The organism is Bacillus vallismortis, assembly GCF_004116955.1.
Lineage (GTDB): Bacteria > Bacillota > Bacilli > Bacillales > Bacillaceae > Bacillus > Bacillus vallismortis.
On the sequence record NZ_CP026362.1, the window covers coordinates 2262399 to 2285980 of the forward strand.

Annotated in this window: 29 protein-coding genes, 1 pseudogene and 1 riboswitch; of the genes and pseudogenes, 11 read left to right on the forward strand and 19 right to left on the reverse strand. The window is 45.2% G+C overall.

Going from position 1 to position 23582, the window contains the following annotated elements; translation table 11 throughout:
* Positions 1 to 95: 95 nt before the first annotated feature.
* From BV11031_RS12210 to BV11031_RS12220, 3 genes are all read right to left on the reverse strand, one after another.
* On the reverse strand, positions 96 to 260 hold the full coding sequence (locus tag BV11031_RS12210) for a YjcZ family sporulation protein (RefSeq protein WP_010329413.1): 165 nt from the start codon (positions 258 to 260) through the stop codon (positions 96 to 98).
* Between the two features lie 81 nt (positions 261 to 341).
* Positions 342 to 548, reverse strand: coding sequence for a hypothetical protein (locus tag BV11031_RS12215; protein WP_010329412.1), 207 nt, complete (start codon positions 546 to 548; stop codon positions 342 to 344).
* A 281-nt stretch (positions 549 to 829) separates the two neighbouring features.
* Positions 830 to 1186 (reverse strand): DUF1360 domain-containing protein, encoded by a 357-nt coding sequence (locus tag BV11031_RS12220; RefSeq protein ID WP_010329410.1) that lies wholly within the window; start codon positions 1184 to 1186, stop codon positions 830 to 832.
* Between the two features lie 159 nt (positions 1187 to 1345).
* Here BV11031_RS12220 and cotV point away from each other — a divergent pair, with 159 nt between their 5' ends.
* The 5 genes from cotV to cotZ all read left to right on the forward strand — a co-directional run bounded on the left by cotV (position 1346) and on the right by cotZ (position 3911).
* Entirely contained in the window at positions 1346 to 1732 is a 387-nt protein-coding gene (cotV, locus tag BV11031_RS12225) for a spore coat protein CotV (RefSeq protein ID WP_010329409.1), read from the forward strand.
* A gap of 40 nt (positions 1733 to 1772) precedes the next feature.
* Entirely contained in the window at positions 1773 to 2096 is a 324-nt protein-coding gene (gene cotW / locus BV11031_RS12230; protein ID WP_010329408.1) for a spore coat protein CotW, read from the forward strand.
* 94 nt (positions 2097 to 2190) lie between these two features.
* Entirely contained in the window at positions 2191 to 2697 is a 507-nt protein-coding gene (gene cotX / locus BV11031_RS12235) for a spore coat protein CotX (RefSeq protein ID WP_010329407.1), read from the forward strand.
* Positions 2698 to 2848: 151 nt separating this feature from the next.
* Positions 2849 to 3337 carry a spore coat protein CotY gene (cotY, locus tag BV11031_RS12240; RefSeq protein ID WP_010329406.1) on the forward strand — a complete coding sequence of 163 codons (489 nt, stop codon included), beginning with the start codon at positions 2849 to 2851 and terminating at the stop codon, positions 3335 to 3337.
* A gap of 130 nt (positions 3338 to 3467) precedes the next feature.
* Positions 3468 to 3911 carry a spore coat protein CotZ gene (gene cotZ, locus BV11031_RS12245; RefSeq protein WP_010329405.1) on the forward strand — a complete coding sequence of 148 codons (444 nt, stop codon included), beginning with the start codon at positions 3468 to 3470 and terminating at the stop codon, positions 3909 to 3911.
* Positions 3912 to 4001: 90 nt separating this feature from the next.
* Here the strand turns inward: cotZ and cotO are convergent, their stop codons facing one another.
* The 10 genes from cotO to BV11031_RS12295 all read right to left on the reverse strand — a co-directional run bounded on the left by cotO (position 4002) and on the right by BV11031_RS12295 (position 13003).
* Positions 4002 to 4691, reverse strand: a complete 690-nt coding sequence (gene cotO, locus BV11031_RS12250; protein ID WP_129550766.1) for a spore coat protein CotO — start codon at positions 4689 to 4691, stop codon at positions 4002 to 4004.
* Between the two features lie 100 nt (positions 4692 to 4791).
* Positions 4792 to 5568: an enoyl-ACP reductase FabI gene (gene fabI, locus BV11031_RS12255; protein WP_010329404.1), complete on the reverse strand. Its 777-nt coding sequence runs from the start codon at positions 5566 to 5568 to the stop codon at positions 4792 to 4794.
* A gap of 122 nt (positions 5569 to 5690) precedes the next feature.
* The gene (gene thiD, locus BV11031_RS12260) at positions 5691 to 6518 is read right to left on the reverse strand and encodes a bifunctional hydroxymethylpyrimidine kinase/phosphomethylpyrimidine kinase (RefSeq protein ID WP_010329403.1); all 828 of its coding nucleotides are present in this window, start codon (positions 6516 to 6518) and stop codon (positions 5691 to 5693) included.
* A 19-nt stretch (positions 6519 to 6537) separates the two neighbouring features.
* Entirely contained in the window at positions 6538 to 7548 is a 1011-nt protein-coding gene (gene thiF / locus BV11031_RS12265; RefSeq protein WP_010329402.1) for a thiazole biosynthesis adenylyltransferase ThiF, read from the reverse strand.
* Entirely contained in the window at positions 7545 to 8315 is a 771-nt protein-coding gene (thiG, locus tag BV11031_RS12270) for a thiazole synthase (RefSeq protein WP_082246328.1), read from the reverse strand. Before thiG ends, thiF begins: the two co-directional genes overlap by 4 nt.
* Entirely contained in the window at positions 8312 to 8512 is a 201-nt protein-coding gene (gene thiS, locus BV11031_RS12275; protein ID WP_082246338.1) for a sulfur carrier protein ThiS, read from the reverse strand. The genes thiG and thiS overlap by 4 nt, the downstream gene beginning before the upstream one ends.
* A complete protein-coding gene (thiO, locus tag BV11031_RS12280; RefSeq protein ID WP_010329399.1) occupies positions 8512 to 9621 on the reverse strand; it encodes a glycine oxidase ThiO in 1110 nt (369 codons plus the stop codon). The genes thiS and thiO overlap by 1 nt, the downstream gene beginning before the upstream one ends.
* Complete coding sequence (tenI, locus tag BV11031_RS12285) at positions 9605 to 10222, reverse strand: thiazole tautomerase TenI (protein ID WP_026014484.1); 618 nt, start codon at positions 10220 to 10222, stop codon at positions 9605 to 9607. Before tenI ends, thiO begins: the two co-directional genes overlap by 17 nt.
* The gene (tenA, locus tag BV11031_RS12290) at positions 10200 to 10907 is read right to left on the reverse strand and encodes a thiaminase II (protein ID WP_010329397.1); all 708 of its coding nucleotides are present in this window, start codon (positions 10905 to 10907) and stop codon (positions 10200 to 10202) included. The genes tenI and tenA overlap by 23 nt, the downstream gene beginning before the upstream one ends.
* Before the next feature lie 81 nt (positions 10908 to 10988).
* Positions 10989 to 11097, reverse strand: a riboswitch (TPP riboswitch).
* A gap of 61 nt (positions 11098 to 11158) precedes the next feature.
* The gene (locus BV11031_RS12295; protein ID WP_010329396.1) at positions 11159 to 13003 is read right to left on the reverse strand and encodes a monovalent cation:proton antiporter family protein; all 1845 of its coding nucleotides are present in this window, start codon (positions 13001 to 13003) and stop codon (positions 11159 to 11161) included.
* Positions 13004 to 13235: 232 nt separating this feature from the next.
* Between BV11031_RS12295 and prpE the strand changes: the two genes are divergently transcribed.
* On the forward strand, positions 13236 to 13970 hold the full coding sequence (gene prpE, locus BV11031_RS12300; RefSeq protein WP_010329395.1) for a bis(5'-nucleosyl)-tetraphosphatase PrpE: 735 nt from the start codon (positions 13236 to 13238) through the stop codon (positions 13968 to 13970).
* A gap of 11 nt (positions 13971 to 13981) precedes the next feature.
* Here prpE and BV11031_RS12305 read toward each other — a convergent pair whose 3' ends face one another.
* Genes BV11031_RS12305 through BV11031_RS12320 form a run of 4 tightly spaced genes read right to left on the reverse strand, consistent with a single transcriptional unit; the run spans position 13982 to position 16744 of the window.
* Positions 13982 to 14881 (reverse strand): RluA family pseudouridine synthase, encoded by a 900-nt coding sequence (locus BV11031_RS12305; protein WP_010329394.1) that lies wholly within the window; start codon positions 14879 to 14881, stop codon positions 13982 to 13984.
* 12 nt (positions 14882 to 14893) lie between these two features.
* Positions 14894 to 15694: an NAD kinase gene (locus tag BV11031_RS12310; protein WP_010329393.1), complete on the reverse strand. Its 801-nt coding sequence runs from the start codon at positions 15692 to 15694 to the stop codon at positions 14894 to 14896.
* A gap of 17 nt (positions 15695 to 15711) precedes the next feature.
* The gene (gene yjbM / locus BV11031_RS12315; RefSeq protein WP_010329392.1) at positions 15712 to 16347 is read right to left on the reverse strand and encodes a GTP diphosphokinase; all 636 of its coding nucleotides are present in this window, start codon (positions 16345 to 16347) and stop codon (positions 15712 to 15714) included.
* 28 nt (positions 16348 to 16375) lie between these two features.
* Positions 16376 to 16744: a UPF0738 family protein gene (locus BV11031_RS12320; protein ID WP_010329391.1), complete on the reverse strand. Its 369-nt coding sequence runs from the start codon at positions 16742 to 16744 to the stop codon at positions 16376 to 16378.
* Between the two features lie 124 nt (positions 16745 to 16868).
* On the opposite strand from BV11031_RS12320, the gene BV11031_RS12325 reads away from it, so the two are divergent.
* From BV11031_RS12325 to BV11031_RS12350, 5 genes and pseudogenes are all read left to right on the forward strand, one after another.
* Positions 16869 to 17441, forward strand: coding sequence for a CYTH domain-containing protein (locus tag BV11031_RS12325; protein ID WP_010329390.1), 573 nt, complete (start codon positions 16869 to 16871; stop codon positions 17439 to 17441).
* 398 nt (positions 17442 to 17839) lie between these two features.
* Positions 17840 to 18187 (forward strand): annotated as a pseudogene (locus tag BV11031_RS23375) (lytic transglycosylase domain-containing protein); the annotation flags it as partial.
* Between the two features lie 264 nt (positions 18188 to 18451).
* Entirely contained in the window at positions 18452 to 18850 is a 399-nt protein-coding gene (locus tag BV11031_RS12335; RefSeq protein WP_010329388.1) for a globin domain-containing protein, read from the forward strand.
* On the forward strand, positions 18847 to 19746 hold the full coding sequence (spxH, locus tag BV11031_RS12340; RefSeq protein ID WP_010329387.1) for a protease adaptor protein SpxH: 900 nt from the start codon (positions 18847 to 18849) through the stop codon (positions 19744 to 19746). Before BV11031_RS12335 ends, spxH begins: the two co-directional genes overlap by 4 nt.
* Before the next feature lie 313 nt (positions 19747 to 20059).
* Entirely contained in the window at positions 20060 to 20227 is a 168-nt protein-coding gene (locus BV11031_RS12350) for a hypothetical protein (RefSeq protein WP_010329386.1), read from the forward strand.
* A gap of 35 nt (positions 20228 to 20262) precedes the next feature.
* Here the strand turns inward: BV11031_RS12350 and pepF are convergent, their stop codons facing one another.
* Entirely contained in the window at positions 20263 to 22092 is a 1830-nt protein-coding gene (pepF, locus tag BV11031_RS12355) for an oligoendopeptidase F (RefSeq protein WP_167470885.1), read from the reverse strand.
* A 230-nt stretch (positions 22093 to 22322) separates the two neighbouring features.
* A complete protein-coding gene (locus BV11031_RS12360; protein WP_010329385.1) occupies positions 22323 to 23474 on the reverse strand; it encodes a competence protein CoiA family protein in 1152 nt (383 codons plus the stop codon).
* Positions 23475 to 23582: the final 108 nt, after the last annotated feature.

Genomic DNA, 23582 nt, shown 5'->3' on the forward strand with positions numbered 1-23582 from the left:
CACCAATAAGTGATGTGCCTTTCTCATTCCATTTTTTCCTCGAATCAGTTTACAGACTCAAGGAAGCGCGGATTTTCCGCACTTCCTCTAACGTTTTAGCAGAAATAAGATGCACCTACGATGATAAGGAGAATGAACAATACGACTAGAAGAACAAATGTTGAACCATAGCCGCCGCCGTAACCGCCAGCATAACCGCCATAACAGCCGCCACCGCAGCTGCCGCCGTAGCCGCCGCCAAATCCGTATCCAAAGCCCATAGTTAAGCACCTCCTTTACTCTCTATACACTATGTGAGCCGCTTCAATCGGTTTGGATATACGCATAGGGCGATTGCGGATTTATAATTGTCCGTACTGGTCCTGGCGTTTTTTAAGGAAGGCTTCGGTTTTTTCTGCCAGCTCTTCAATTTCCTCTTCAAACGCCAGACCAGCTTCGTCAAATGCATCCAAGTCTTTTCTGATGCGGCTCATGATGTCTTCATGCTCTTTTTGCTTTTGTTCGTGAGGTTCATATTTGCCTTCAATCCATTTTTCGAACTCATTCACTAATATCCCCCCACTTATGATATATGCTGGACGAGACCACTCCGTTAAAAAACAAAAAACCGGAGCCCCCCCGGTTTTCGTTGTCAGGCTATTGAGGCTTTTTCTTTTTCTTTCCGCACCCGCAGCCTTTCTTTTTGATCTTTTTTGATTGATATGATGAATCTGTATATGGAGTTTTTTGGGAAGGTTTATTGAATTGATTCATGTCGTTCCCTTCCTTTCCTTATGTCATATATGCTACTTTATGCGTATTCTTGAAGAAAGTTGCTGGTGGCAATGCCTCATTCTTGCAGCCATTTTGATACGAGTGTTTCTATAATGCCGGCAAGACCGGCGATCGCCAGCAGTAAAATCAGCCACTGCGCCATTTGCGGAATCAAAGCCTGGAACAAAATCAAAAATCCGGCGCACCACACGCCTGTACACCAATAGCAGCTCAGCAATTCACCAACAAAGGCCCTGATGCCAGTCCCCTTGATGACAATATACGTTTCCACGTTCCCGTCCGCATCCTTTTCTTCCTTCTCTTCTTGAAACAGGCTGCGAAGCGGCGCCATAATCGTGTCAAACACCAGCAAGCGTGCGAGCCGGAAGACCGCAAGCGAAAGAAGAGCAATTGTCAGCCCATTGATAACCACTTGTTCACTCCTTTGCCAATCATGATCCCTTCACATATATGCAAAAACCCTATTCTTCATGAATTGTATCTTGTCCGGCGCAAAATTGGTTGTTTTTCTTATTCCGCTCTGCACCCCATTTGCATTATATAGAGTATGGATAAGAAAGGAGTGAAGGTTATGTCGATTGAAGAAAAAGTTGAATCCCTGCATCCTGCAATATTTGAGCAATTATCAAGCGAATTCGAGCAGCAGATCGAAGTGATTGATTGCGAAAATATCACAATAGATACATCACATATAACATCTGCCCTTTCTATACAAGCCTTTGTGACAACCATGATTATCCTGGCGACCCAGCTCGTCATCGCCGATGAGGATTTGGCTGACGCAGTCGCAAGCGAAATTCTTATTCTCGATAGCTCCCAAATCAAAAAAAGAACCATCATTAAAATTATCAACAGCCGAAACATCAAAATCACTTTGTCTGCCGACGAAATAATAACCTTTGTACAAATCTTGCTTCAGGTGTTAAACAGCATTCTCAATGAACTTGACGTCCTTTAACCCTTTCTTTTCACAAACTTAAAAGCCGAGGTGAGAAAAAATGTCAGATAACGATAAAATCAAAGAAGAGCTTGCAAAGCTTCCGGAAGTTGATCCGATGACGAAAATGCTGGTCCACAATATTTTTCTTAAACATGGTGTCACAAAAGACAAAATGAAAAAAGTATCAGACGAAGAAAAAGAAATGCTCTTAAATCTAGTAAAAGACTTGCAGGCTAAATCCGAAGCGTTAATAGAAAACCAAAAGAAGAAAAAAGAAGAAACAGCCGCACATGAGCAAAAGAACGAAAAACCGCTAAGCCGCCGAGAGCAACTCATCGAACAGCTCAGACAAAGACGGCAAAACAATAACAATTCAAATTAATCATAAAAAATAGGGCACTTCATCATGATATATGCCTCAGTCAAAGTAAGAGGCTCGCTCATTTAATAACAGTAAAAGAAAAGGAGGAATAGATATGGAAAGCAGACCATATTCTTGGGTTGCACTTGATCCTGACTGTGACCACCCGTTAGACGAAAAAGAAAAAAAAGAAGACAGAAAATGCAATTGCGATGTTTGCTGTAATGGCAATGGGTTTGGCAACGACAACGCCTTTATCGACCAAGATCTAGCTCAGGCAAATCTCAACAAACAAGTCTCCGATGAAACGATTATCATCAGAGATTCTTGTGACATCAATGTTACATCTACAGACGTTCAAGCCGTAACTTCAGTCGTAACAGCACTTAATGCAGCTGTCGTAACAGCTACTCTGACATCCATTGCAGATGGAGTAATTGCCGAATTAGTCGCACAAGATTTATTGCAACTTACAGCTAACAAACAAGTTAACCGCCAAAAACTTCTCATCGAATGCTCCCGCGGCGTAAATGTCTCAACAGTAGATGCCGATATCGCAACTCTTATCTCTACAGCAACAAACACCCTTGTAGCGATCCTAGTTATTACTCTTGTTCTCTAGAACCTAAAAGCAGAGCTAAAAACGCTCTGCTTTTTCTTATTTTCCAAGCATATGATGAATATATAGACGTTCACCCACACCAAGTGGGGCACGGGTACATATGTTGTTAAGGACTAAAGTCAAATACCCTATAAAGAAGGAGCTGAAATCAATGAGCTGCGGAAAAACCCATGGCCGGCATGAGAACTGTGTATGCGATGCAGTGGAAAAGATTTTAGCAGAGCAGGAGGCAGTTGAGGAACAGTGTCCTACTGGCTGCTATACAAACCTTTTGAATCCGACAATTGCAGGTAAAGACACAATTCCGTTTCTCTTGTTTGATAAAAAAGGCGGATTGTTCTCCACTTTCGGAAACGTGGGGGGATTTGTGGATGATATGCAATGCTTTGAGTCCATTTTCTTCCGCGTTGAAAAATTATGCGATTGCTGTGCAACACTGTCTATTTTACGCCCGGTCGATGTCAAAGGCGATACCTTAAGTGTTTGCCATCCTTGCGACCCGGATTTCTTTGGGCTTGAAAAAACAGATTTTTGCATCGAAGTGGATCTCGGATGCTTCTGTGCCATTCAGTGCCTGTCACCGGAGCTAGTTGACAGAACATCCCCTAACAGAGACAAAAAGCATCATCACAATGGATAAACACTTGTAAAGAGGAATCCCCTTCCAAACTCTATTACAGGTGCAAATCATTCAGCTGCCTCCGGCGTGAGGCAGCTGACTCTCCATCATTTCGCCAGTCTCAAGAAATTTATAAGGCAGGAGGGATAATATGAGCCAGAAAACATCAAGCTGCGTGCGTGAAGCTGTAGAAAATATTGAAGATCTGCAAAACGCTGTTGAAGAGGACTGCCCGACAAGCTGCCATTCAAAGCTTTTATCACCAACCCATTCGTTGGGCGATACAGTGCCTTTCGTGCTGTTTACATCAAAATCAAATCCTCTGGTCGCTTTCGGAAATGTTGGCGAACTGGAAAACGGACCTTGCTTTAATACTGTATTTTTCAGAGTGGAAAAAGTTCATGGCAGCTGTGCGACACTGTCATTATTAATCGCATTTGACGAACACAAACACATTTTGGACTTCACCGATAAAGATACGGTTTGTGAAGTGTTCCGACTTGAAAAAACGAACTACTGCATTGAGGTGGACTTAGACTGCTTCTGCGCAATCAATTGCTTAAATCCTCGACTAATTAATCGCACGCACCATTAATGAAAGACTGAAAAGCTTGCAGCTCTGCAGGCTTTTCTCTATGAAAATAAGCTGCCGGGAACATCTGCCGGGCAGCTTTTTTCGTTTCCATTAAAAACCGAGCGGGTGCAAGGAGGTGATTTCATCAATCGCCAGTTCAGTCGGCGCGCCGTTTCCAGTCGTGCGGAGCAGGACGGAATCATTTCTTCTACCGACAATCACGCCTCTGTACGTTCTTCCGTTGGCTTCAATCAAACAAAGCGCTCTCGGCATGTTATGGGGCAGCTTTGTTAAAAAATCAATTTTTTCGTGGATCGTCATCTTGCTCATCGGTTTTTTCACTTTTCTTGCCGGCGGTGCTTTTTCCTCCGCTTTGGCAGCATTATGGACAGCCTCCGGTTCTTTTTCAGGCTTCCGGGCCTCAAGTTCAAGTGCAGGCTCTTCCTTTTTTTCAGCTTTAGGAGGCTCGTGTTCAACGGTTTTTTCAACGGCTTGCGGCTCTGCTTTCTGTTCCTGCTGGTTCTTTTTATTCTCTGGCGCTCTCACCTCTTGTATTTGCTGGCTCACTGGCTCAGCAGCAGGCTTTTCCTCTGCTTGTTTGATATCCGTTGGCACGGCTTCCTCCTGCTGTTTCTCATGGTAGGCAGGCTTTTCCTCTGCTTTTGGCGGATCGGGTTTGTCGGTCTTTTTTTTGATGACGATCTCCTGCATGGATGACCTTGTTGTTTCTGCGTAATCCGGCTGAACAATATACATGAGCGGTTTTTTATCCGCGTTTCGTTTCTTATTAGACATCTTCATCCCTCCGATTGTGTCATATTCTATCTATATGACAGAAAGCTGAAAATCAGAAGAAATAAAAAAGCAATCCCTGTTTGGGATTGCTTGCCATGATCCTGCCTTAGCGGGCAGTGATATGGAAACCTGAATCAACGTGAAGATTTTCACCTGTAATGCCTCGGGACATATCGCTGAATAAGAACGCAGCTGTATCGCCTACTTCTTCAGGTGTTGTCGTGCGGCGAAGCGGCGCACGCTCTTCGATGTCTTTTAAGATCGAGTTGAAATCGCTGATGCCTTTAGCAGACAATGTTCTGATCGGGCCTGCGGAAATGCTGTTGACGCGGATATTTTCTTTTCCTAAGTCGGCAGCTAAATATTTCACACTTGCATCAAGAGAAGCTTTCGCTACACCCATGACGTTGTAGTTTGGCATCACAAGCTCTCCGCCAAGGTAAGTCAAAGTGACAATGCTTCCGCCTTCAGTCATCATCGGACGAGCCGCTTTGACAACAGCTGTCAGAGAGTATGAGCTGATGTTATGAGCCAAAAGGAAACCGTCACGATTTGTGTTTAAGTATTCGCCGACAAGCTCTTCTTTGTTGGCAAACGCGATACAATGCGCGATACCGTGGACCACACCGACCTGCTCCTTAATGCTTGCGAAGCAAGTTTCGATTTCCGCGTCGTTTGTGACGTCGCAAGGAAGAATAATGGAGTCATTGCGTTCTAATGTTCCGGCAAGCTCTTGAACTGATTTCTCCAGGCGTTCTCCTGCGTATGTGAAAATCAAGCGTGCTCCCGCTTCATGCAGAGAGCGCGCAATTCCCCATGCGATACTGCGTTTGTTGGCAACTCCCATCACGACAATGTTGCGGCCTTCAAGTGAAACATTCATATGTATAAAGCCTCCTATATTTTATAAAGACATAGTATTAGTACCTGATCTTAATTCTTATCATATCATAACCTTGTCCAGATGAAAAGCGCATACAACGACAAACATGAAAGAGACCACCATCAGCTGGTGATCTCATTGGCTTGTTTTAAGCTGTTTCGTTTAAAGGCGAAATGGTTTGTCGGTCCGTGGCCCGATCCGATGCCAAGCGTATGTTCCACCGCTTCGCGGACAAAGTTGGCCGCAACCTCGAAAGCCTGATGGATGCTGTCTCCTTTAGCGGTTTGAGCTGTTAATGCCGTAGCAAAGGTGCAGCCTGTGCCATGCGTATGTTTCGTATCGATATAAGGATGGCTAATTTGCATAAACATGCTCCCATCGAAAAGAAGGTCAGTAATGTGATTGTCCTCAGGCTGGTGCCCGCCTTTGATAATCACGTTCTGCGCCCCCATCTCGACGAGCTGCTCCGCTGCTTTTTTCCGGTCATCCAGTGAGCGGATTGTCATTCCAGTCAGCGTTTCTGCTTCCGGCACATTCGGCGTAATCGTGTAGCTTCTCGGAATGAGCAGCTCTTTTAAGGTGGCAACTGATTCATCATGCAGCAAGGATGCACCGCCCTTTGCAATCATAACTGGATCAACAATCACACGGTTAAACCCGTACTCGTCAATTTTTCTCGCCACTTCTTCAATCATTTCCGCATTCCAGAGCATTCCCGTTTTTACGGCGTCTGGTCTCAAATCTTCGGCAACAGCGTCAATTTGCTGGCTCAGCGCCTCCACAGTCAGCGGATACACCCCATGCACGCCAAGCGTATTTTGAGCGGTTACCGCCGTAATGGCAGACATGCCGAAAACATCAAGCTCCTGAAAGGTTTTAATATCGGCCTGTATCCCTGCGCCGCCGCCTGAATCAGAGCCGGCGATTGTCATTGCTTTATAAATCGTCATTACACTACACTCCTTAAAATTACCCGATCCATTTATGATAAATGGATTTTGCCCGGGCAATATCATTCGTTCCATGGATCAATGCTCTGCCGTCCCGGAACAGCACCATTTTCATATCATCCGAGCGGCAGGAAATTAAATACGGGTTCGCGGCTACATGAAGCCCTGCTTGCTTCAGCTGGCCGGCCAGCACTTCAAGATCCGCTTCTTTTGTGAAGGATGATCTGATTTGCACCGTGTTCCTGCCGCACAATACAGCCGCTTTTGTTTGGTTCTCATATGACAAAAACGGAAATTCCTTTGTGCCACAGCTTGGGCATGCGTCATGTTTGAGGCCTGCCACTCTCACCTCTGACCGTTCGTTTTTCCACAAGTCAAAAGAGCGCAGCAGTGGCTCGCACTCCTCTCCTGTCAGCAGCTTCAGGGCGTCTGTCACCTGAAAGACCGCTACCTGCATAACAGCCGGGCTGATGATGCCGGCTGTGTCACATGTCGCTCCGCCAATCGGAAGTGTATCAAGCAAGCAATGCAGGCAGGGGGTCGATCCCGGCACTACGGTAAAGGTAAGACCGTAGCTCCCTACACAGGCACCGTAAAGAAAAGGAATGCCTTCTTTTACCGCAGCGTCATTTACGATCAGGCGGGTTTCAAAATTATCGGCCGCATCCACTATGATGGAAGCATCCTTAATCAGCTCGAAGATATTTTCAGCTGTCACATCCATGACAAGGCCCGTCACATCAACATCGCTGTTAATCGAACGGAGGCGATGCTCAGCAGCGGCCGCTTTCGGCATTTCTTTTTTGACATCATCTTCTGTATACAGCTGCTGGCGCTGCAGGTTGCTCCATTCCACATAATCTCTGTCGGCAATCTTCACAGAGCCGACACCCGCTCTGACCAGCATTTCAGCACTCGCTGTTCCAAGCGCGCCGGCGCCGATAATCACGGCGCGCGATTCTTTCAATTTCTTCTGGCCGGCTGGGCCGATCGGAGCAAACAGCTCCTGTCTGGAGTACCTGTCCGTCATACAGGAAGACCTTCTCCCGGACTGCTTGCCGTTCCGTATTGCTTAAGCGGAATGCGTCCCGCCTCATAAGAAAGGCGTCCCGCTTCCACCGCGAGCTTCATCGCACGCGCCATTTTCACAGGATCATTCGCGCCAGATACAGCCGTATTGAGGAGTACGCCGTCCGCTCCAAGCTCCATTGCGTATGCCGCGTCTTTAGGCGATCCGATGCCGGCGTCCACAATGACCGGCACTTTTGCTTGTTCAATAATAAATGACAGATTCAAAGGATTTAAGATTCCTTGTCCAGAGCCGATCGGAGATGCACCAGGCATGATGGCATGAACGCCAAGCTCTTCCAGCTTTCTTGCGAGCACAACATCATCTGATGTGTACGGGAGCACGATAAACCCTTCTTCAAGAAGCTGTTCGGACGCTTTTAATGTCTCAACAGGATCAGGCAGCAAGGAACGTCCGCACCCGATGACTTCCACTTTAATCATGTCACAAAGTCCTGACGCTTTCGCCAGCCTCGCGATCCGTACCGCTTCTTCAGCGGTGCTGGCGCCCGCTGTATTCGGCAGAAGCGTATATTTGGATAAATCAAGCTGTTCCAGAAAATTAGGCTGAGACGCTTCAAAGATGTTCATTCTCCGCACAGCAAATGTTAAAATATCAGACTCGGAAACGGCCACCGCTTCCTTTTGGATGTCAAACGATGGGTATTTCCCCGTCCCCAGCAACAATCTTGATTGAAATGATTTCCCGCCAATGGTTAACATGCTCATCCGCCTCCTACAAAATGGACAATTTCAATGACATCGCGATCACAAAGCTCAACTTCGTGATAATGTTCTTTGCCGATAATTTCTTTATTTCTTTCAACGATAACGATTTTATTTTCAAGCTGATAGAACGCCAGCAGGTCTTGAATTGTACCTTTGTCTTTTTCCCACTTCACGTCTTTACCGTTCAGCTGTAGCATCATATCTGAACCGCCTCCTTGCGATCAATTCGGAATGCGTGCAGCCAGTCTGGATTGACCTCCTTATTCATGATGAGATCACTGACCAAAGCGCCGGTTGCCGGAGCAAGCAGAATCCCATTTCTGAAATGGCCCGCCGCAAATACAATACGGCTGTCCTCAGGGTGTCTGCCGATGTACGGTTTTCCGTCCTTTGTTCCCGGACGCAATCCAGCCCAAAAACGATCCACCTTCATATTCTGAATGGCCGGCAGCATCGTTTTTGCTTTTTTCATAACCGATTCCAGCCCGCCAAGATCCGGTGTTTCACTCCAATCACCCGGCTTCATTGTCGCGCCGACAACCAGTCTGCCACTTTTTCTCGGTACGATATAGCAATGGTCATGGTAAAGTGTTTTTGTCAGCGGTATCTCATCATTCCAAACAGACAGGCACTCCCCTTTTACAGGGAAAAATGAGTGATTCAGCCCAAGCTGCCTAAAAAACATTCCGCTCCACACCCCGCTGGCAACCGCGACATGATCCGCCCATACATAGCCATTCGGCGTTTCGATGGACAGCGCTTCACCGCCACGTTCCACATTGAGGACGGGCGTATGCTCAAAAATCTCAGCCCCAAGCGCTTTTGCCGCTTTCACATATGCCTTGCAAACAAAATAAGGCTCAACATGCACATCATCTTGAATAAAGGCTGCCCCGAAAATGTCACCTGACGTATAAGGCTCTTTTTCTAAAACTTCTTCTTTTGTATGCCAGCTGACAGAATCCAAGCCATCCATCTTCCTCAGCCGCAGCATGTCTTCTTCAGAAAACGCAAGCTTAAACATCCCGCCGTTATGCTGCATGATATCAATACCCGATATGGTGTAAAGCTCTTCCCCAAGACCTTTGTACAGACGCTGGCTGTGCATGGCGAAATCAAAAAACGCGTCACGTTCCTCGCATTCGGCATGGGCGCCCAGCATTCCGGCAGCAGCGCTTGTTGTTCTGCCGCCCATTGTCCCGCTTTCAAACAAGGCGATTGTTTTGTTTTCCTTTGCTAAATGATAAGCAATCGCGGAACCGATAATCCCGCCTCCAATGACAATTGCATCATAATGCCTTTTCATAGCGCATCTCCTTTAGCGTACGGGAATATTGTCTGGCAGCTCCCAAAGGATCAGCGGATGAAAAAATTCCCGACATGACAGCGATCCCGTCTGCCCCCGCTTGTTTTACGCCTCTTAATCTGCCCGGTGCCATCCCGCCAATCGCAATAACCGGGATGGACACCCGCTGCTTGATAGTTGACAGCAAAGACAAGCCTCTGCCTTCAAGGCCCTTTTTACAATCCGTTTCAAACACATGGCCGAACAACACACAGTCCGCATCTTCCTTTTCTGCTTGAATCGCTTCCTCCAGTGAATGCACCGACCGCCCGATATGAAGGTGCGGAAATCTGGCTCTGACCTGCTTCGGTGAAAAGCTGCTGCTCGGCAGCTGCACACGATGAATCGCTGAAAAAAGCGCAATATCCACTCGTCCGTTCATGACCAATTTCCGCTTATCAACACCGCTTTCAGATAAAAGCTCAATCAATTTCAAAATGTCAGCCGCAGATTTAGACCGCTCTCGAATGTGTATGCAATCCACTTCATTCTGAATGGCTATGATGACTTCCGCTAACACTTCAACCGGCTTGCAGTCATCAGTTATGGCGTGAAGCTCCAAGTTCCTCCACCTCTTTTACGCCGCGGTCGGACCAGCCTTCTTTTCGATTGGCCATCCCCCAAAATTGATACTCATAAAAGCTTGAAATAACAAAATTCTCTTTCATCTTGGCACGCACTTCCTCCGTGCTGTTTTCCGCCAGCTCATCAAAGCGGTTGATTTGTTCTTCGACCTGCTGTCTGAACCAGTCACCGCCGTATGTGCTGATCCACTTCTGATAAATCGGATGCCCCGGATCACATGTCAGCAATTTCTCGCCAACCTCGTAATACAGCCAGTAGCACGGCAGAAGGGCTGCTAAGATCTCAGCAAAATTCCCGCTCAAAACCGAACGGTACATATGGGATGTATATGAGTACGCCGTTGGAGACGGCTTAAAGGCCTTACGCTCTTCCTCACTGATCTCCAACAGCTCCGCAAACTCGCGGTGAAGCGCCATTTCCGCCTCATATGTACCTTGGGCGTGGCTTGCCATCCGTCCCGTTGTATAAAGGTCCTTCGCATAAGCGGCGCCAAACGATTGCACCTTCGCAAAATGCGTTAAATAATAAGAATCCTGAAGCACGTAGTATTTAAAACGGTCAATCGGAAGCGTTCCATCACCGATTCCCTGAACGAACGGATCGACAAAGCTCCCTTCCCACCATTCTGCGGCTGCACTGCGGCATTCTTCTGAAAATTTCACACGTCATTCCCCCTGTCTGATAAATAAAAAAACCACTTTCCCGCAAGGAAAAGTGGTTTGGAATTGGCATAGTAAACGAACACAAATACCGCTCCACTTCCCTACGCAGGTCTGAACCTGTTCAAGTTATGAGGGTCTAAAAGTCACACTTTTATCTCAGCCCTTATGAAGGACACCCCTAGTGGTTATACAAATACATATTGAATTGTTCTGCATCTCTATATTAACACGAATCCCTATTTGGTCAAGGTTTATCCTTCCAACGATTTCTTAAGTTCCGTTACATACCCCCGAGATCCGGTGACAATTAAGCGGTCACCCAATTTCAGCCTTGTATCCCCATGAGGAACGATGCTGTCCACACCTCTGAAAATCCTGACAAAGATGACATCGCCTGTAAAAGGGAATTCCCGCAAAATCACACCGTCGTATGTGCTGTTTTCCATATTAATTTGATACAGCGAAGACTCTTCGTTCGTGAGCAGCTTCATGACACCAGGCGCTTCTATTAGCGCGCGAAGCAGTGTTTTTGTCGACAGCAGCATAGAAAAGATGTTGATTCCCTGCTCCTTCAAAGTTGCTTCATTTTCGGGTGATCCGACGCTGGCAATCACTCTTTCTGTTCCTTTTTCTTTTGCAAGTAGTGCAATCTCCGCATTCATGTCTTCATTCCCGGTCGCAACAACCAGGATATCCGTATCAAAAATGCCGAGTGATTCAAGCGTCCCGTGTTCATAATTAGAAATCGCTTCAACAGAAAAAACTGATTCCGACAGCTTTTCCTCCGCGTTCTCTTGATAGACATGCACAACACGCACGTCATACTCCTCTTCCGGCAGTTCAAGAGTAACAGGCAATGTCATTTGGTTTGCGCCGATAAACGTAATGGTCTTTTTCTCCTCCGGCTGCTCCTCCCGTTTGTATAATTTTTTAAAGAAGACCGGTGAAAAAATACTGGCAATGACGGCTACTAACGTCAGCGCTCCTGACATATTTGCGCTGATCACGTGAAGCTGCTGGCCGATTGTCGCAGCGGCAATCACGAGAGAAAGCGTTGACGTCAGCAGAAAACCAGACGCCAAAATGGTGCGGTTATCATACCACTTCTTCAAGTACAGGACGGGAATAATTTTGCTGACTAACAGCGCCAAAAGCAGAAGCGGGATCATGATCAAAATTTTCGGATCTTGGAAAAGGGTCCAAATATCCAGCTTCACTCCGACCATCACAAAGAAAATCGGAATCAAGAACCCATAGCCGAATGAATCCAGCTGCTGAACAAGTTCTTTATTTGGCGAAAGAAGGGAAACGAGAACCCCCGCTAAGAAAGCGCCGAGAATATTTTCCGCCCCAAGTGATTCAGACAGGGCAACGAGTACGATAATTAACGTAAAAATGGCACGCGTCCCAATCTGAATCGTCCCTTTTGACATAGACTCAACAAATGAACGATGTTTAAAGACCCGGCCGAAAAAGTAAAGCACCACTCCGGCTGCAAACAGGATCATCAAGAGCCACATGTTTCCGCTGTCTTCTCCGTATAGAGAAGAAAACACGGCAAGAAGAATCATCGTGACCAAATCAGCAATAACGGCAACAAGCAAAATAATCTGCCCGATATTTGAATTCATGATCCGTTCTTCTTTTAACGTTGGAACGACAACGCCTAACGAAATCGTTGAGATAATGAGCGTCATTAAAAACGCATTTTCGATAAATCCTGCCAAGACGAACCCATAGGACAGCAGCAATGATAAAATAAATATACCGGCAAAAATAACGGACGCCGCAGCAAACGTATTGGGCACCGCTTTGCCGTTCGGCAGGAGCTGCTTTTTCTTTCCTTTCTCAAACGATGAAAAATCAATTTCAAGCCCACTTAAAAACATTAAAAAGATAAATCCGAGCAGAGAAAGCGTCTCAAGCCATGTATCGCCCTCGACAACTAAATTAAGACCGCTTTTTCCGATAATCAGCCCCATAATGATTTCTGCAACAACAACCGGGATGGTCAGTTTAAAGCGATGCAAAAGGATGGGTGTCAAAAATGCAACGATAAGTACAACAACTAAAGATGCGACAGATGAATGCGCCATAATCAGAACCTCCTTTTTAAGTCAGGGTTATTTCAGTTCTCAATCAAAGAACAAAACCTCATTTTAAAAAAACATAACGCGATTTTAACAAGGATGGTGATAAAAAATAAAGTAAAAAGGTCTTATTTCTTGTTTAGAAAATAATTCTTCTATATTTTGCACATAAAAGCCTGTGATGACTCACAGCACTTTGCTCCATAATAAATAAAACAATCGGCAAGGAGGATCACGCATGGCTTACGATATCATCAGCGATATTCATGGCTGCTATGATGAAATGATGGCATTAATCCAAGAGCTTGGCTATTCAATAAAAAATGGAGTACCTGTCCACGAAGAAGGAAGGATGCTCATTTTTGCTGGAGATTTAACTGACAGAGGACCGAAATCGATAGAGGTCATCCGCTTTGTAGCCGGCGCTTACGAAAAAGGCGCTGTGCGTTATGTTCCTGGAAATCATTGCAACAAGCTGTACCGCTACTTAAAAGGAAATCCCGTGAAAGTCATGCATGGCCTAGAAACTACAGCCGCAGAGCTTGAGGAACGATCTAAAGAAGAAAGAAAAACAATCAGCGATCAGTTTATGAAGCTGTATGAAAAGGCGCCGCTTTACGACATCTTACATAACGGAGAATTAGTTGTCGCCCATGCTGGCATAAAGGCTGACGATATCGGCAAATATACCCGCAGAGTGAAGGACTTTGTGCTTTACGGCGATGTAACGGGTGAAACGTACCCGGACGGCAGACCTGTCAGACGTGATTGGGCTGCATCCTATAGCGGAAGCGCTTGGGTGGTATACGGACATACACCTGTGAAAGAGCCTCGAATAGTCAATCGCACCATCAACATTGATACAGGCTGCGTGTTCGGAAATAAATTGACAGGCTTTCGATTCCCAGAAATAGAAACCATCTCTGTTCCAAGCTCCCTGCCTTATGACGAATCGAGATTTCGTCCCATATAAAAAGGAGAGAATCAATGATTCTCTCCTTTTATCAGGTCTTTCATATCTTGAGGCAATGTAGCATGAAACGTCATGCTCTCCTGCGTCAGCGGATGGATAAATGAAAGCCGCTCGCTGTGAAGGGCCTGCCGGCCAATTTCCCGTCTCGTTCCGCCGTACAGTGTATCGCCGCACAGCGGATGCCCGAGGTAGTTCATATGTACACGAATTTGATGGGTTCGGCCTGTCTCAAGCTGCAATGTCACCATTGTGATCTCATCAGTGGCATGTGTGACATGAAAATGGGTAACAGCCTTCTGGCCTTCCGGTGTCACCACCCGTTCAATAATACTGTCAGGATGTCTGCCAATCGGAGCATCGACAGTTCCTTCCACCTGTGTCATCCGCCCGTGAACCACTGCCATGTACCGGCGTCTCACAAGCCCGCTTTTTTGCGCTGACGATAAAATCGAGTGGGCAAAGCGATGCTTGGCAACAAGCATGAGACCTGATGTATCCCGGTCTAGCCGGGTGACAAGATGAACTGTCGCCAGCACTCCATTTATTTGATAATGATGGATGATTCCATTTGCAATGCTTCCGGATGGGTGCTCTCTCGAGGGAATTGATGATACATACGGCTGCTTGTTCATCACAAGCACGTGCTCATCCTCATACAGGATATCGAGCGGAACAGGTTCTGCCAATAACGTGTCGCTCACCTGTTCCTCGGGAAACTTCACGACAAGAAAATCTCCCTTTCGCAAAACGTATTTGACCGTTACATGTTCACCATTGATCAGCAGGTCACCCCCGGCAAACTTGATATCGGTTAACAGACGTTTCGAAATTCCCAGTTTGCCGGCGTATTCTTTTACAGTCATTCCGTCTTCAGCAGAAGTAATGTTCTTTCTGATAATAAATGGTTCCACGATACGTCCTCTCTATTCACCTTTTCCGATAAACGAATCCTGGACTCTTTTCCAAAATGGAAACGGACGAAATCTCGCAAACCTCACATTTTCGGATGCAACCTGGCAGCGGATCGACTTCACGTCCTTATGAAGAAGGGTTAAATGGTCAATCGTCACTTGAAAGTCGACTTCGTTTCTCGGTTTAATCATGCAATCATGATGGGAAGGCAGAAGCAGCGGCGATCCGACCGTCCGGAATACACGGTTATTAATAGAAGCCATTTCCGCGAGTTGGATCGCTCTGATAGACGGATGGATAATTGCTCCGCCCAGCGCCTTATTATAGGCTGTGCTGCCGGATGGCGTTGACAAGCAAAGGCCGTCGCCCCGGAAGGTTTCAAAGAGCTGTCCCTTGATTTCCACATCAGCCACAAGGCTTCCTTCTATGCTTTTAATCGTACATTCATTCAATGCTAAATATCTCTCTTCCCGATCGTTTTCGTGATAAGTCACAATCACTTCGAGAAGCGGATATTCGACTGTATGATAAGGCGTTTTCGCAATCGCGAGAACAAGCTTTTCAATTTCATGAGGAACCCAGTCGGCATAAAACCCCAGATGACCCGTGTGAACGCCGACAAATGCCGTTTTGTCCAAGCGGTCGCTGTATCTGTGAAAAGCATACAAAAGCGTTCCGTCGCCTCCGACTGAAATGACGATTTCCGGTTCATTTTCATCCAGTTCCATATCAAAATCCAATAAATACGCCTGTATTTTGCTCTTCAGCGTATCAGAAACTTGATCTCCTTTTGATGATACGGCAAATTTCATGCTTTTCTTCCCCTTTACTATTGTTGCTCGCTTCCTTTTTTCTTTCTTGAAAAGGCAGCTTGAGCCTCCTGTATTTCACCCCTGATCTCCGACATCTCTTCATCTAGCCGGGAAGCAGCTTCAGATGCGCGCTGAAGCCTTAGTTTCACTTTTTCAGGAATGTTTCCGCTGTATTTATAATTCAATGAATGCTCAATGGTCGCCCAAAAATTCATCGCCAGCGTACGGATCTGTATTTCCACGAGAACATGCTTTTCTCCGGACACCGTCTGTAAAGGATAAAGCACGACAAGATGATATGACCGGTATCCGCTCTCTTTATGTTCCGCAATATAATCCCTCTGATCCACAACGGTGAAATCTTTTCTGGCGAAAAGCATCTCTTTTACGATTTGGATGTCATCGACAAATTGGCACATGATTCTAAGGCCCGCGATATCCTGCATGGTTTCAATTTCATGCAGCGGTATGCTTTTCTTTCTCGCTTTTTCAAGTATGCTCGCCACAGGCTTGACGCGTCCGGTCACAAATTCGATCGGCGAATGTTCGTCCTCGTATTCATATAGTGTGCGAATCCCCTTGAGCTTCACTTTCAACTCTTCGACAGCCTGGCGGTACGGCACTAAAAAACGCTCCCATTGTTTGTCATCCATCATACATCCCCCAATTCCGAACCGGTTTCTATAAAAATACGCTCTTCACTTTGTCTTCCATTTCTTCTCCATAGTTTACATTATCTTTAATATTTTCTAAAAGATACTCTAATTCATCATGCAGGCCGGCCAGTTCTATTGATTTGTCTCCCGCCTCTAAAACAACCGGAATTCTTTGTGCATGCGCCTGCTTGAGTTCCGGCCACATATGTTCCTTTATAATGGCATATTCAAAAGAATCAGCTAATTCAAGTATGTATACAAAAGCAAAGTTGTCAGAATCAACAAGCATTTGACCTGACGGCTTGCGTTCCGCTTCATTGCCTTCTGTCTCACAGACAAGGCGAAGCTGATCATCCGATAATGTTGCGTTCAAGATTTCGATTCTGTTTTGCATAATGCTCTCCTTTTCCAACAAAAGTACAGTTTCATTTTATCATATCAAGCTTGATATTGATAAACGTAACATCTAAAGAGATAATAGTAAAAATAAGATTTACGGGGCGGAAAGGAAGAAAAACATGAGCCAAGAAATTGAGATAGAATTCAAAAACATGCTAACCAAACAGGAATTTGACAACATAACAGCGGCACTCCAGCTGACAGAAAAAGATTTTACAGACCAAAACAATCACTATTTTGACACAGACAGCTTTTCACTGAAACAAAAACACGCTGCGCTTCGGATCCGCAGGAAAAACGGCGAGTATGTCCTGACATTAAAAGAACCTGCAGACGTGGGGCTTCTGGAAACGCACCAGCGGCTATCAGGGGTATCAGATCTTGCTGGTTTTTCAATTCCCGAAGGCCCTGTGAAAGACCAGCTGCATCAGCTTGAGATTGATACAGATACCATTCAATACTTTGGATCTTTAACAACAAACCGTGCTGAAAAAGAAACAGAAAAAGGCTTAATAGTTTTAGACCACAGCCGATATTTAAATAAAGAGGACTTTGAAATCGAATTTGAGGCGGCAGACTGGCATGAAGGCCAACAAGCCTTTGAGAAGCTGCTTCAGCAATACAGCATTCCTCAGCGAGAAACCAAAAATAAAATTTTGCGTTTTTATGAAGAAAAACGAAAGTCTATATAAGGTGGAATGACATCGTGAACGTAACGAATTGGGCATCTTTACTTCAGCTTCAGGCATTACAGTCCATATCTAATGCACGCAGCACAGGCACTCAAAATGATGCGGAAAGCCCGCTCTCAAGCTTCAGCTCTTTACTCAGCCAATACACAAACGGCTTGACGATACAGCAGCAAGCAACAGCACCTTCTGCACAGTCAATCCCGCTCAACCTGCAGAACAACGCTAGTTCAACAGCGCCATCACTGCTTTCAGCATACGGGCTTCAATCATATACAAGTAGCCATTCAGGCTATATCACAAAAGCGGCAGAAAGCACCAAAACAGCTGCTGCTGATGTATCTACAAACAAACAAGAAACAAAACGGATCAGTTCGGGAGACTTCTCCATAGACAGCGCGATTAAAAAAGCCGCTGATAAATATGGCGTCGATGAAAAACTAATCCGCGCCGTCATTAAGCAGGAATCAGGCTTTAATGCAAAAGCTGTCAGCGGAGCAGGCGCGCTTGGCTTAATGCAGCTGATGCCGTCAACAGCACGCTCACTTGGCGTTTCCAATCCACTGGACCCGCAGCAAAATGTGGAAGGCGGAACGAAATATTTAAAACAAATGCTGAATAAATACGGCGGCAATGTGTCTATGGCATTAGCGGCTTACAACGCCGGACCGGGAAATGTTGACAGATACGGCGGCATTCCTCCTTTCAAAGAAACGCAAAACTATGTAAAAAAAATAACTTCAGCCTATTACGCGTAACCAGAGCGGCTTTTGCCCTCTGGTTTTTTTGCGAAGTGAAATCCTACGCATTCCTGATTTTTATGTGATATGATATGAAATACAAACCTCGGCTCTCAGCCGAAACTAGCCATCAAACGCATAAAAGGCAGTTTGTTTGTAGAAATGATGCCTTGTTGCTAAAATAAATCATAGATGAAATGCAGTACTATATAAAATTACTTTTTGCAATAGGATTTATGATTCCTATTAGCCATATTTAAAGGAGTAGTCAACATGGGACAATCGTTTAACGCACCTTATGAAGCGATTGGAGAGGAACTTCTATCGCAACTTGTTGATACTTTTTATGAGCGTGTCGCGTGTCATCCTTTGCTGAAGCCGATTTTTCCAAGCGATTTAACAGAAACCGCCAGGAAACAGAAGCAATTTTTGACTCAGTATTTAGGCGGGCCTCCGCTTTATACTGAGGAACACGGCCATCCTATGCTCAGAGCAAGACATCTTCCCTTTCCAATTACAAACGAGAGAGCTGATGCGTGGCTCAGCTGTATGAACGACGCAATGGACCATGTAGGGCTTGAGGGCGATATTCGTGAGTTTTTGTTTGGCCGGCTGGAATTGACAGCAAGACATATGGTGAATCAAACGGAAGCGGGGGATCGATCATCTTGACAAACTATCAGCATGAGCAATACTTCGCCCATTGTCACGGCCATCCAAAAAAACCGCTTGAAATTTATATGTTTGTAGACCCTTTATGTCCTGAATGCTGGTCCTTAGAGCCCGTCATGAAAAAACTGAAAATCAGATACGGACGTTTTTTCACTTTGCGCATTATCGCTTCAGCGAGCCTTACCGCGTTAAATAAAAAACGAAAAAAGCATCTTCTTGCAGAGGCATGGGAAAAGATCGCAAGCCGCTCCGGCATGTCGTGTGACGGCAATGTCTGGCTTGAGCAAGATCCCCCGCTTTCATCGCCTTATATGGCTGCTCTCGCTTTTAAAGCAGCCGAACTGCAAGGAAGAAAAGCCGGCATGCAATTTCTCAGAAATATGCAAGAAAGCCTGTTTGTTTCAAAGAAAAATATTACGGACGAAAATGTGCTTTTGGAAATTGCGGAAAAAACGAGTCTCGATCTTGAAGAATTCAAAAAAGATTTGCATTCTCAAAGCGCGGTCAAGGCGCTTCAATGTGACATGAAAATTGCCGCTGAGATGGATGTGTCCGCGAATCCGACGCTGACATTTTTCAATACACAGCATGAGGACGAAGGACTTAAAGTACCCGGCAGCTATTCATATGATGTATATGAAGAAATCCTATTTGAGATGCTTGGCGACGAGCCGAAGCCATCGGAAACACCGCCTCTGGAATGTTTTATTGAATATTTCCGCTTCGTTGCCTCGAAGGAAATCGCTCTCGTATATGACCTGAGCCTTGAAGAGGTAGAAAAGGAAATGAAAAAATTGGCATTCGCTAAAAAGGTTGCCAAAGTGGAAGCCAAACACGGAATGTTTTGGAAGTCTCTCAGCACTTATTCAGATGAATATCAATCATGTGAAAAATAGCCGCAGGCGTATATATGCTTGAGGCTGTTTTTTTGCGCCCTTAACCAAACTTACGTTCTGTTCAAAACACTAAAGAAACCGCGCCGGGATAAGCGCGGTTTCATATGTCTTAACGACAACAAAGGGGATGGGAGAAATTTTTCACGGTCAAACAAAGGGGTAATGTTTGTTTGTGATCAATTTCACATCCTTATGATAACAAAAGATGTCGACTTTTGACAACCTCTATGCTTAATGTTCATATTTTTGTCACAAAACATAACGGAGCCTATTCACTCATATCCTATAAGGAAAAAGGACGAGGAGGAACGCTATGGTGCGTATTGTCATATCAATTGTATGCATTGCCGTTTTTTTCTGTTTGAATATACTTGGCATGATGCAGATGCTGCCGCTTTATATTACCTCTCCTCTGCTGTTTCTGTCTATTTTGTTTACCCTCTACCGCCTGAACCACCGCAAAACCTTCAAAGGGTTTTAAAAAGCCTGTGCAGATTTCTGCACAGGCTTTCTTTTTTAAGACTGCTTGACTTTCATCAACAGCTCTTCCATTTCATCAAGTTTTTCTTCAAACATTTTGCACGCAGCTTCGATCGGCTCTGGAGACGTCATATCAACGCCCGCTTTTTTCAGGACATCAATCGGGTATTGTGAGCTTCCCGCTTTCAGGAAGTCAATATAACGGTCAACCGCCGGCTTTCCTTCCTTCAGTATCTGGCTGCTTAACGCTTGGGCAGCGCTGTACCCTGTCGCATACTGATACACATAGTAATTATAATAGAAGTGAGGAATCCGCGACCATTCAAGGCCGATTTCCTTATCAATCACCATGCCGTCTCCGAAATACTTTTTATTCAGGTCGTAATAGACATTCGTCAGAAGCTCAGGTGTGAGCGGCTCCCCTTCTTGCGCCTTTGTATGGATCAGGTGTTCAAATTCAGCAAACATCGTTTGTCTGAAGACCGTTCCTCTAAAGCCCTCAAGCATATGGTTGAGGATATATAAGCGCTGTTTTTCATCATCTAAATTGTTCAGCAGGTATTCGCCAAGTAGCGCTTCGTTTGTCGTAGATGCAACTTCCGCGACAAAGATGCTGTAATTGCCGTATGGATATGGCTGATGCTTTCTCGTATAGTAGCTGTGTACGGAATGGCCAAACTCGTGCACGAGTGTAAAGAGATTATTGACGTTATCATGCCAGTTCATCAAAATATACGGATTCGTGCCGTAAGATCCTGATGAATAAGCGCCATTGCGTTTGCCTTTATTTTCATACACATCGACCCAGCGGTTTTCCAGCCCTTCTTTTAAAATAGAGGCGTATTCTTCTCCTAAAGGCGCCAGGCCTTTCAGCATGTAATCTTTGGCTTCCTCATACGTGACCTTCATCCCCGCATCCTTCACAAGCGGTGTATACAGATCATAGATATGCACTTCATCAAGCTCAAGCACTTTTTTTCTCAGGGCGATATAGCGGTGCAGGAGCGGCAAATGCTTATTTATCGTTTTGACGAGGTTGTCGTATACTTCCTCAGGAATACTGTTGTTAGAAAGCGCGGCTTCACGCGCTGACTTGTACTTTTTCACTCTCGCGTAGAAGTTGTCCTTTTTCACAGTGCCGCTTAGAGTCGTGGCCATTGTGTTTTTATATTGTCCATATGTTTGATATACTGCGTCAAATGCATTTTTGCGGACTTCACGGTTTTCACTTTCTAAGAAATTAATAAAATTGCCGTGAGTAATCTGTTTTTCATTTCCCTCTTCATCTTTAATCGACGGGAATGTAATCTCGGCATTATTTAACACGCTGAACGTGTTGGAAGATGACCCCAGCACATCGGAGGCTTCAGCAAGCAGGGCTTCTTCCTTCTCGCTCAGCACGTGCGGGCGTTCCTTTGTAATCTCCTCAATCGCATGGGAGTACAATTTCAATTCTTCTTTTTCAAGAATAAACTGCTGCAGTTTGTCTTCTTCTATGGATAAAATTTCCGGAACCAAATAAGCGGTTGCGCTTGCGGCCTGTGTATACAAGTTTCCGGCCTTGTCGTTCAGCCCCTGGTAAAAGGAATTCCCGGTATCTTGGTCAGAACGCATATGCGCATATGTGTACAGCCTGCCCAGCCGCTCCATCACTTTATCTTGAAACGTAAGAGCTTCGTATAAATGATCGGCTGAATCTGCCAGCTTTCCTTTATACTTAGATAAATCCGGAATTAATTCTTTTACAGCTTGAAATTCTTTATTCCAGGCCTCATCATTAGGAAAAATATCCTCTAGTCTCCATGTGTCTTCTGCCTTTACCTCACTTCTGTCAGGCAGTTGGTTTGCTTTTTTTTCCTCAGCCATGGTGATCCCCCTCGTTTTCTTTGATTCAAGCCAATTGAAAAAACCGCTGTTTCCCAATAAACTTGTGTTGTGAATATCTTCCGGTTTTTCACTGCCTTTTGTCAAATCATATGCAGTAATGAAGAGAACGAATGCCAAAAAAGCAGTAAAAACTCGAAAAACCTTTCCTTTTGTGCCTCTCAAAGCCAGCCCACCACCTTTTGTCTTAGGGTGAGCCAAATAGGTCAAACTCATTCTATAAAACAGCTGCGGTCACTTTCTATGAGTTCCTGTAATGAGCGTACACCCTCTGCAGGCTGGTTCAGCACATATACTTCTTTCTGAGTCTCCCTTAAAAATCCCTTCTTGCACAAGAAATCAATGTACTGTTTAACAGCTTCAGATAGACAGTCTTCGCTGCATTCGTATCTGAGTGAAATGTTCTTTTCATGAATGTGCAGTTTGACCTGCTGTAAAACGGCTGAAAAGCGAATTGGCGCGCGTTTACGCCCAAGACGTGTTATAAACAGATAAAGAAACCCCTGCCACACAAAAACAGGGCTCTTAAAAACAGCCCCTTTTTTCACAGGGACAAACACTTCAGTCGGGAGAAAAGAAAGGGGTGTCTGCCGCTTCTCATAAAACAGCTGCCTGAGGCGATTGGTCTCCTTGGAGATGAAGCGATGGGGTTTATGGCGAAAACGGTGAATGGCTTTTATCCAGGCGGAATATTGAAATGGGGGCATCTGTTCACTGAAAAAAAGATCGTTTGCAGTTGCACGATGGATAGGGATGGTTTGAACAGAGGAATAAGAATGGTTCGCGTAAAACGGAATGATGCAGCTGAGCCGGCTAAACGAACGCGTTTCCGGGCAATAACATATCAGGGATTTATAAGGACTGACATTGATAAATTGCCAATGGAAAGCTGAAAACTGATAAAAGGATGGAGCAGTTCGTTTTAAGCGGCTTTGTCCCATAATCCATTGCACGAAGATTTCTTCTCGTGTGAAGCCCTCTGTCCGCTTTTGAAAGACATCTGGAGCGAGAGTGGCACATTGATATTCAACCGCAAGCATGCGCCCCTTAATCTTTGCCATGATGTCAGGTCTTTGTTTGATTTTCTTGATATATGGTTCTAATACAGGAGAGGCATGTTGCGTTTTCAGCCATACATACAGCTGTCTTTTTCCTTCTAAGTGGTAGGCGCTTTCCGGTTCTACTTCTATCGAACAGGACTTGTTCTGTTTATGGGCGAAATGAGGCGCTTTTTGAAGTCCGAGCTTCACATCAAGCTCTCCCCCGCACACAGGGCAGAAGAATCGTCCCCGCTTTAATTTTCGGCTTTGCTGAGCGCCTAGAAGGTGAAACATTTGGCCGTCTTCAGTCACAGCACTAAACATTGTCATCTCTCCTTTCCAGATGAGGTATACTTTCTGGAAAAATGGATGAACTCCTGTTCGCTGTATGTTCGGTGTATATGTATATTTTTGATTTTAGTTCTCAAAAGT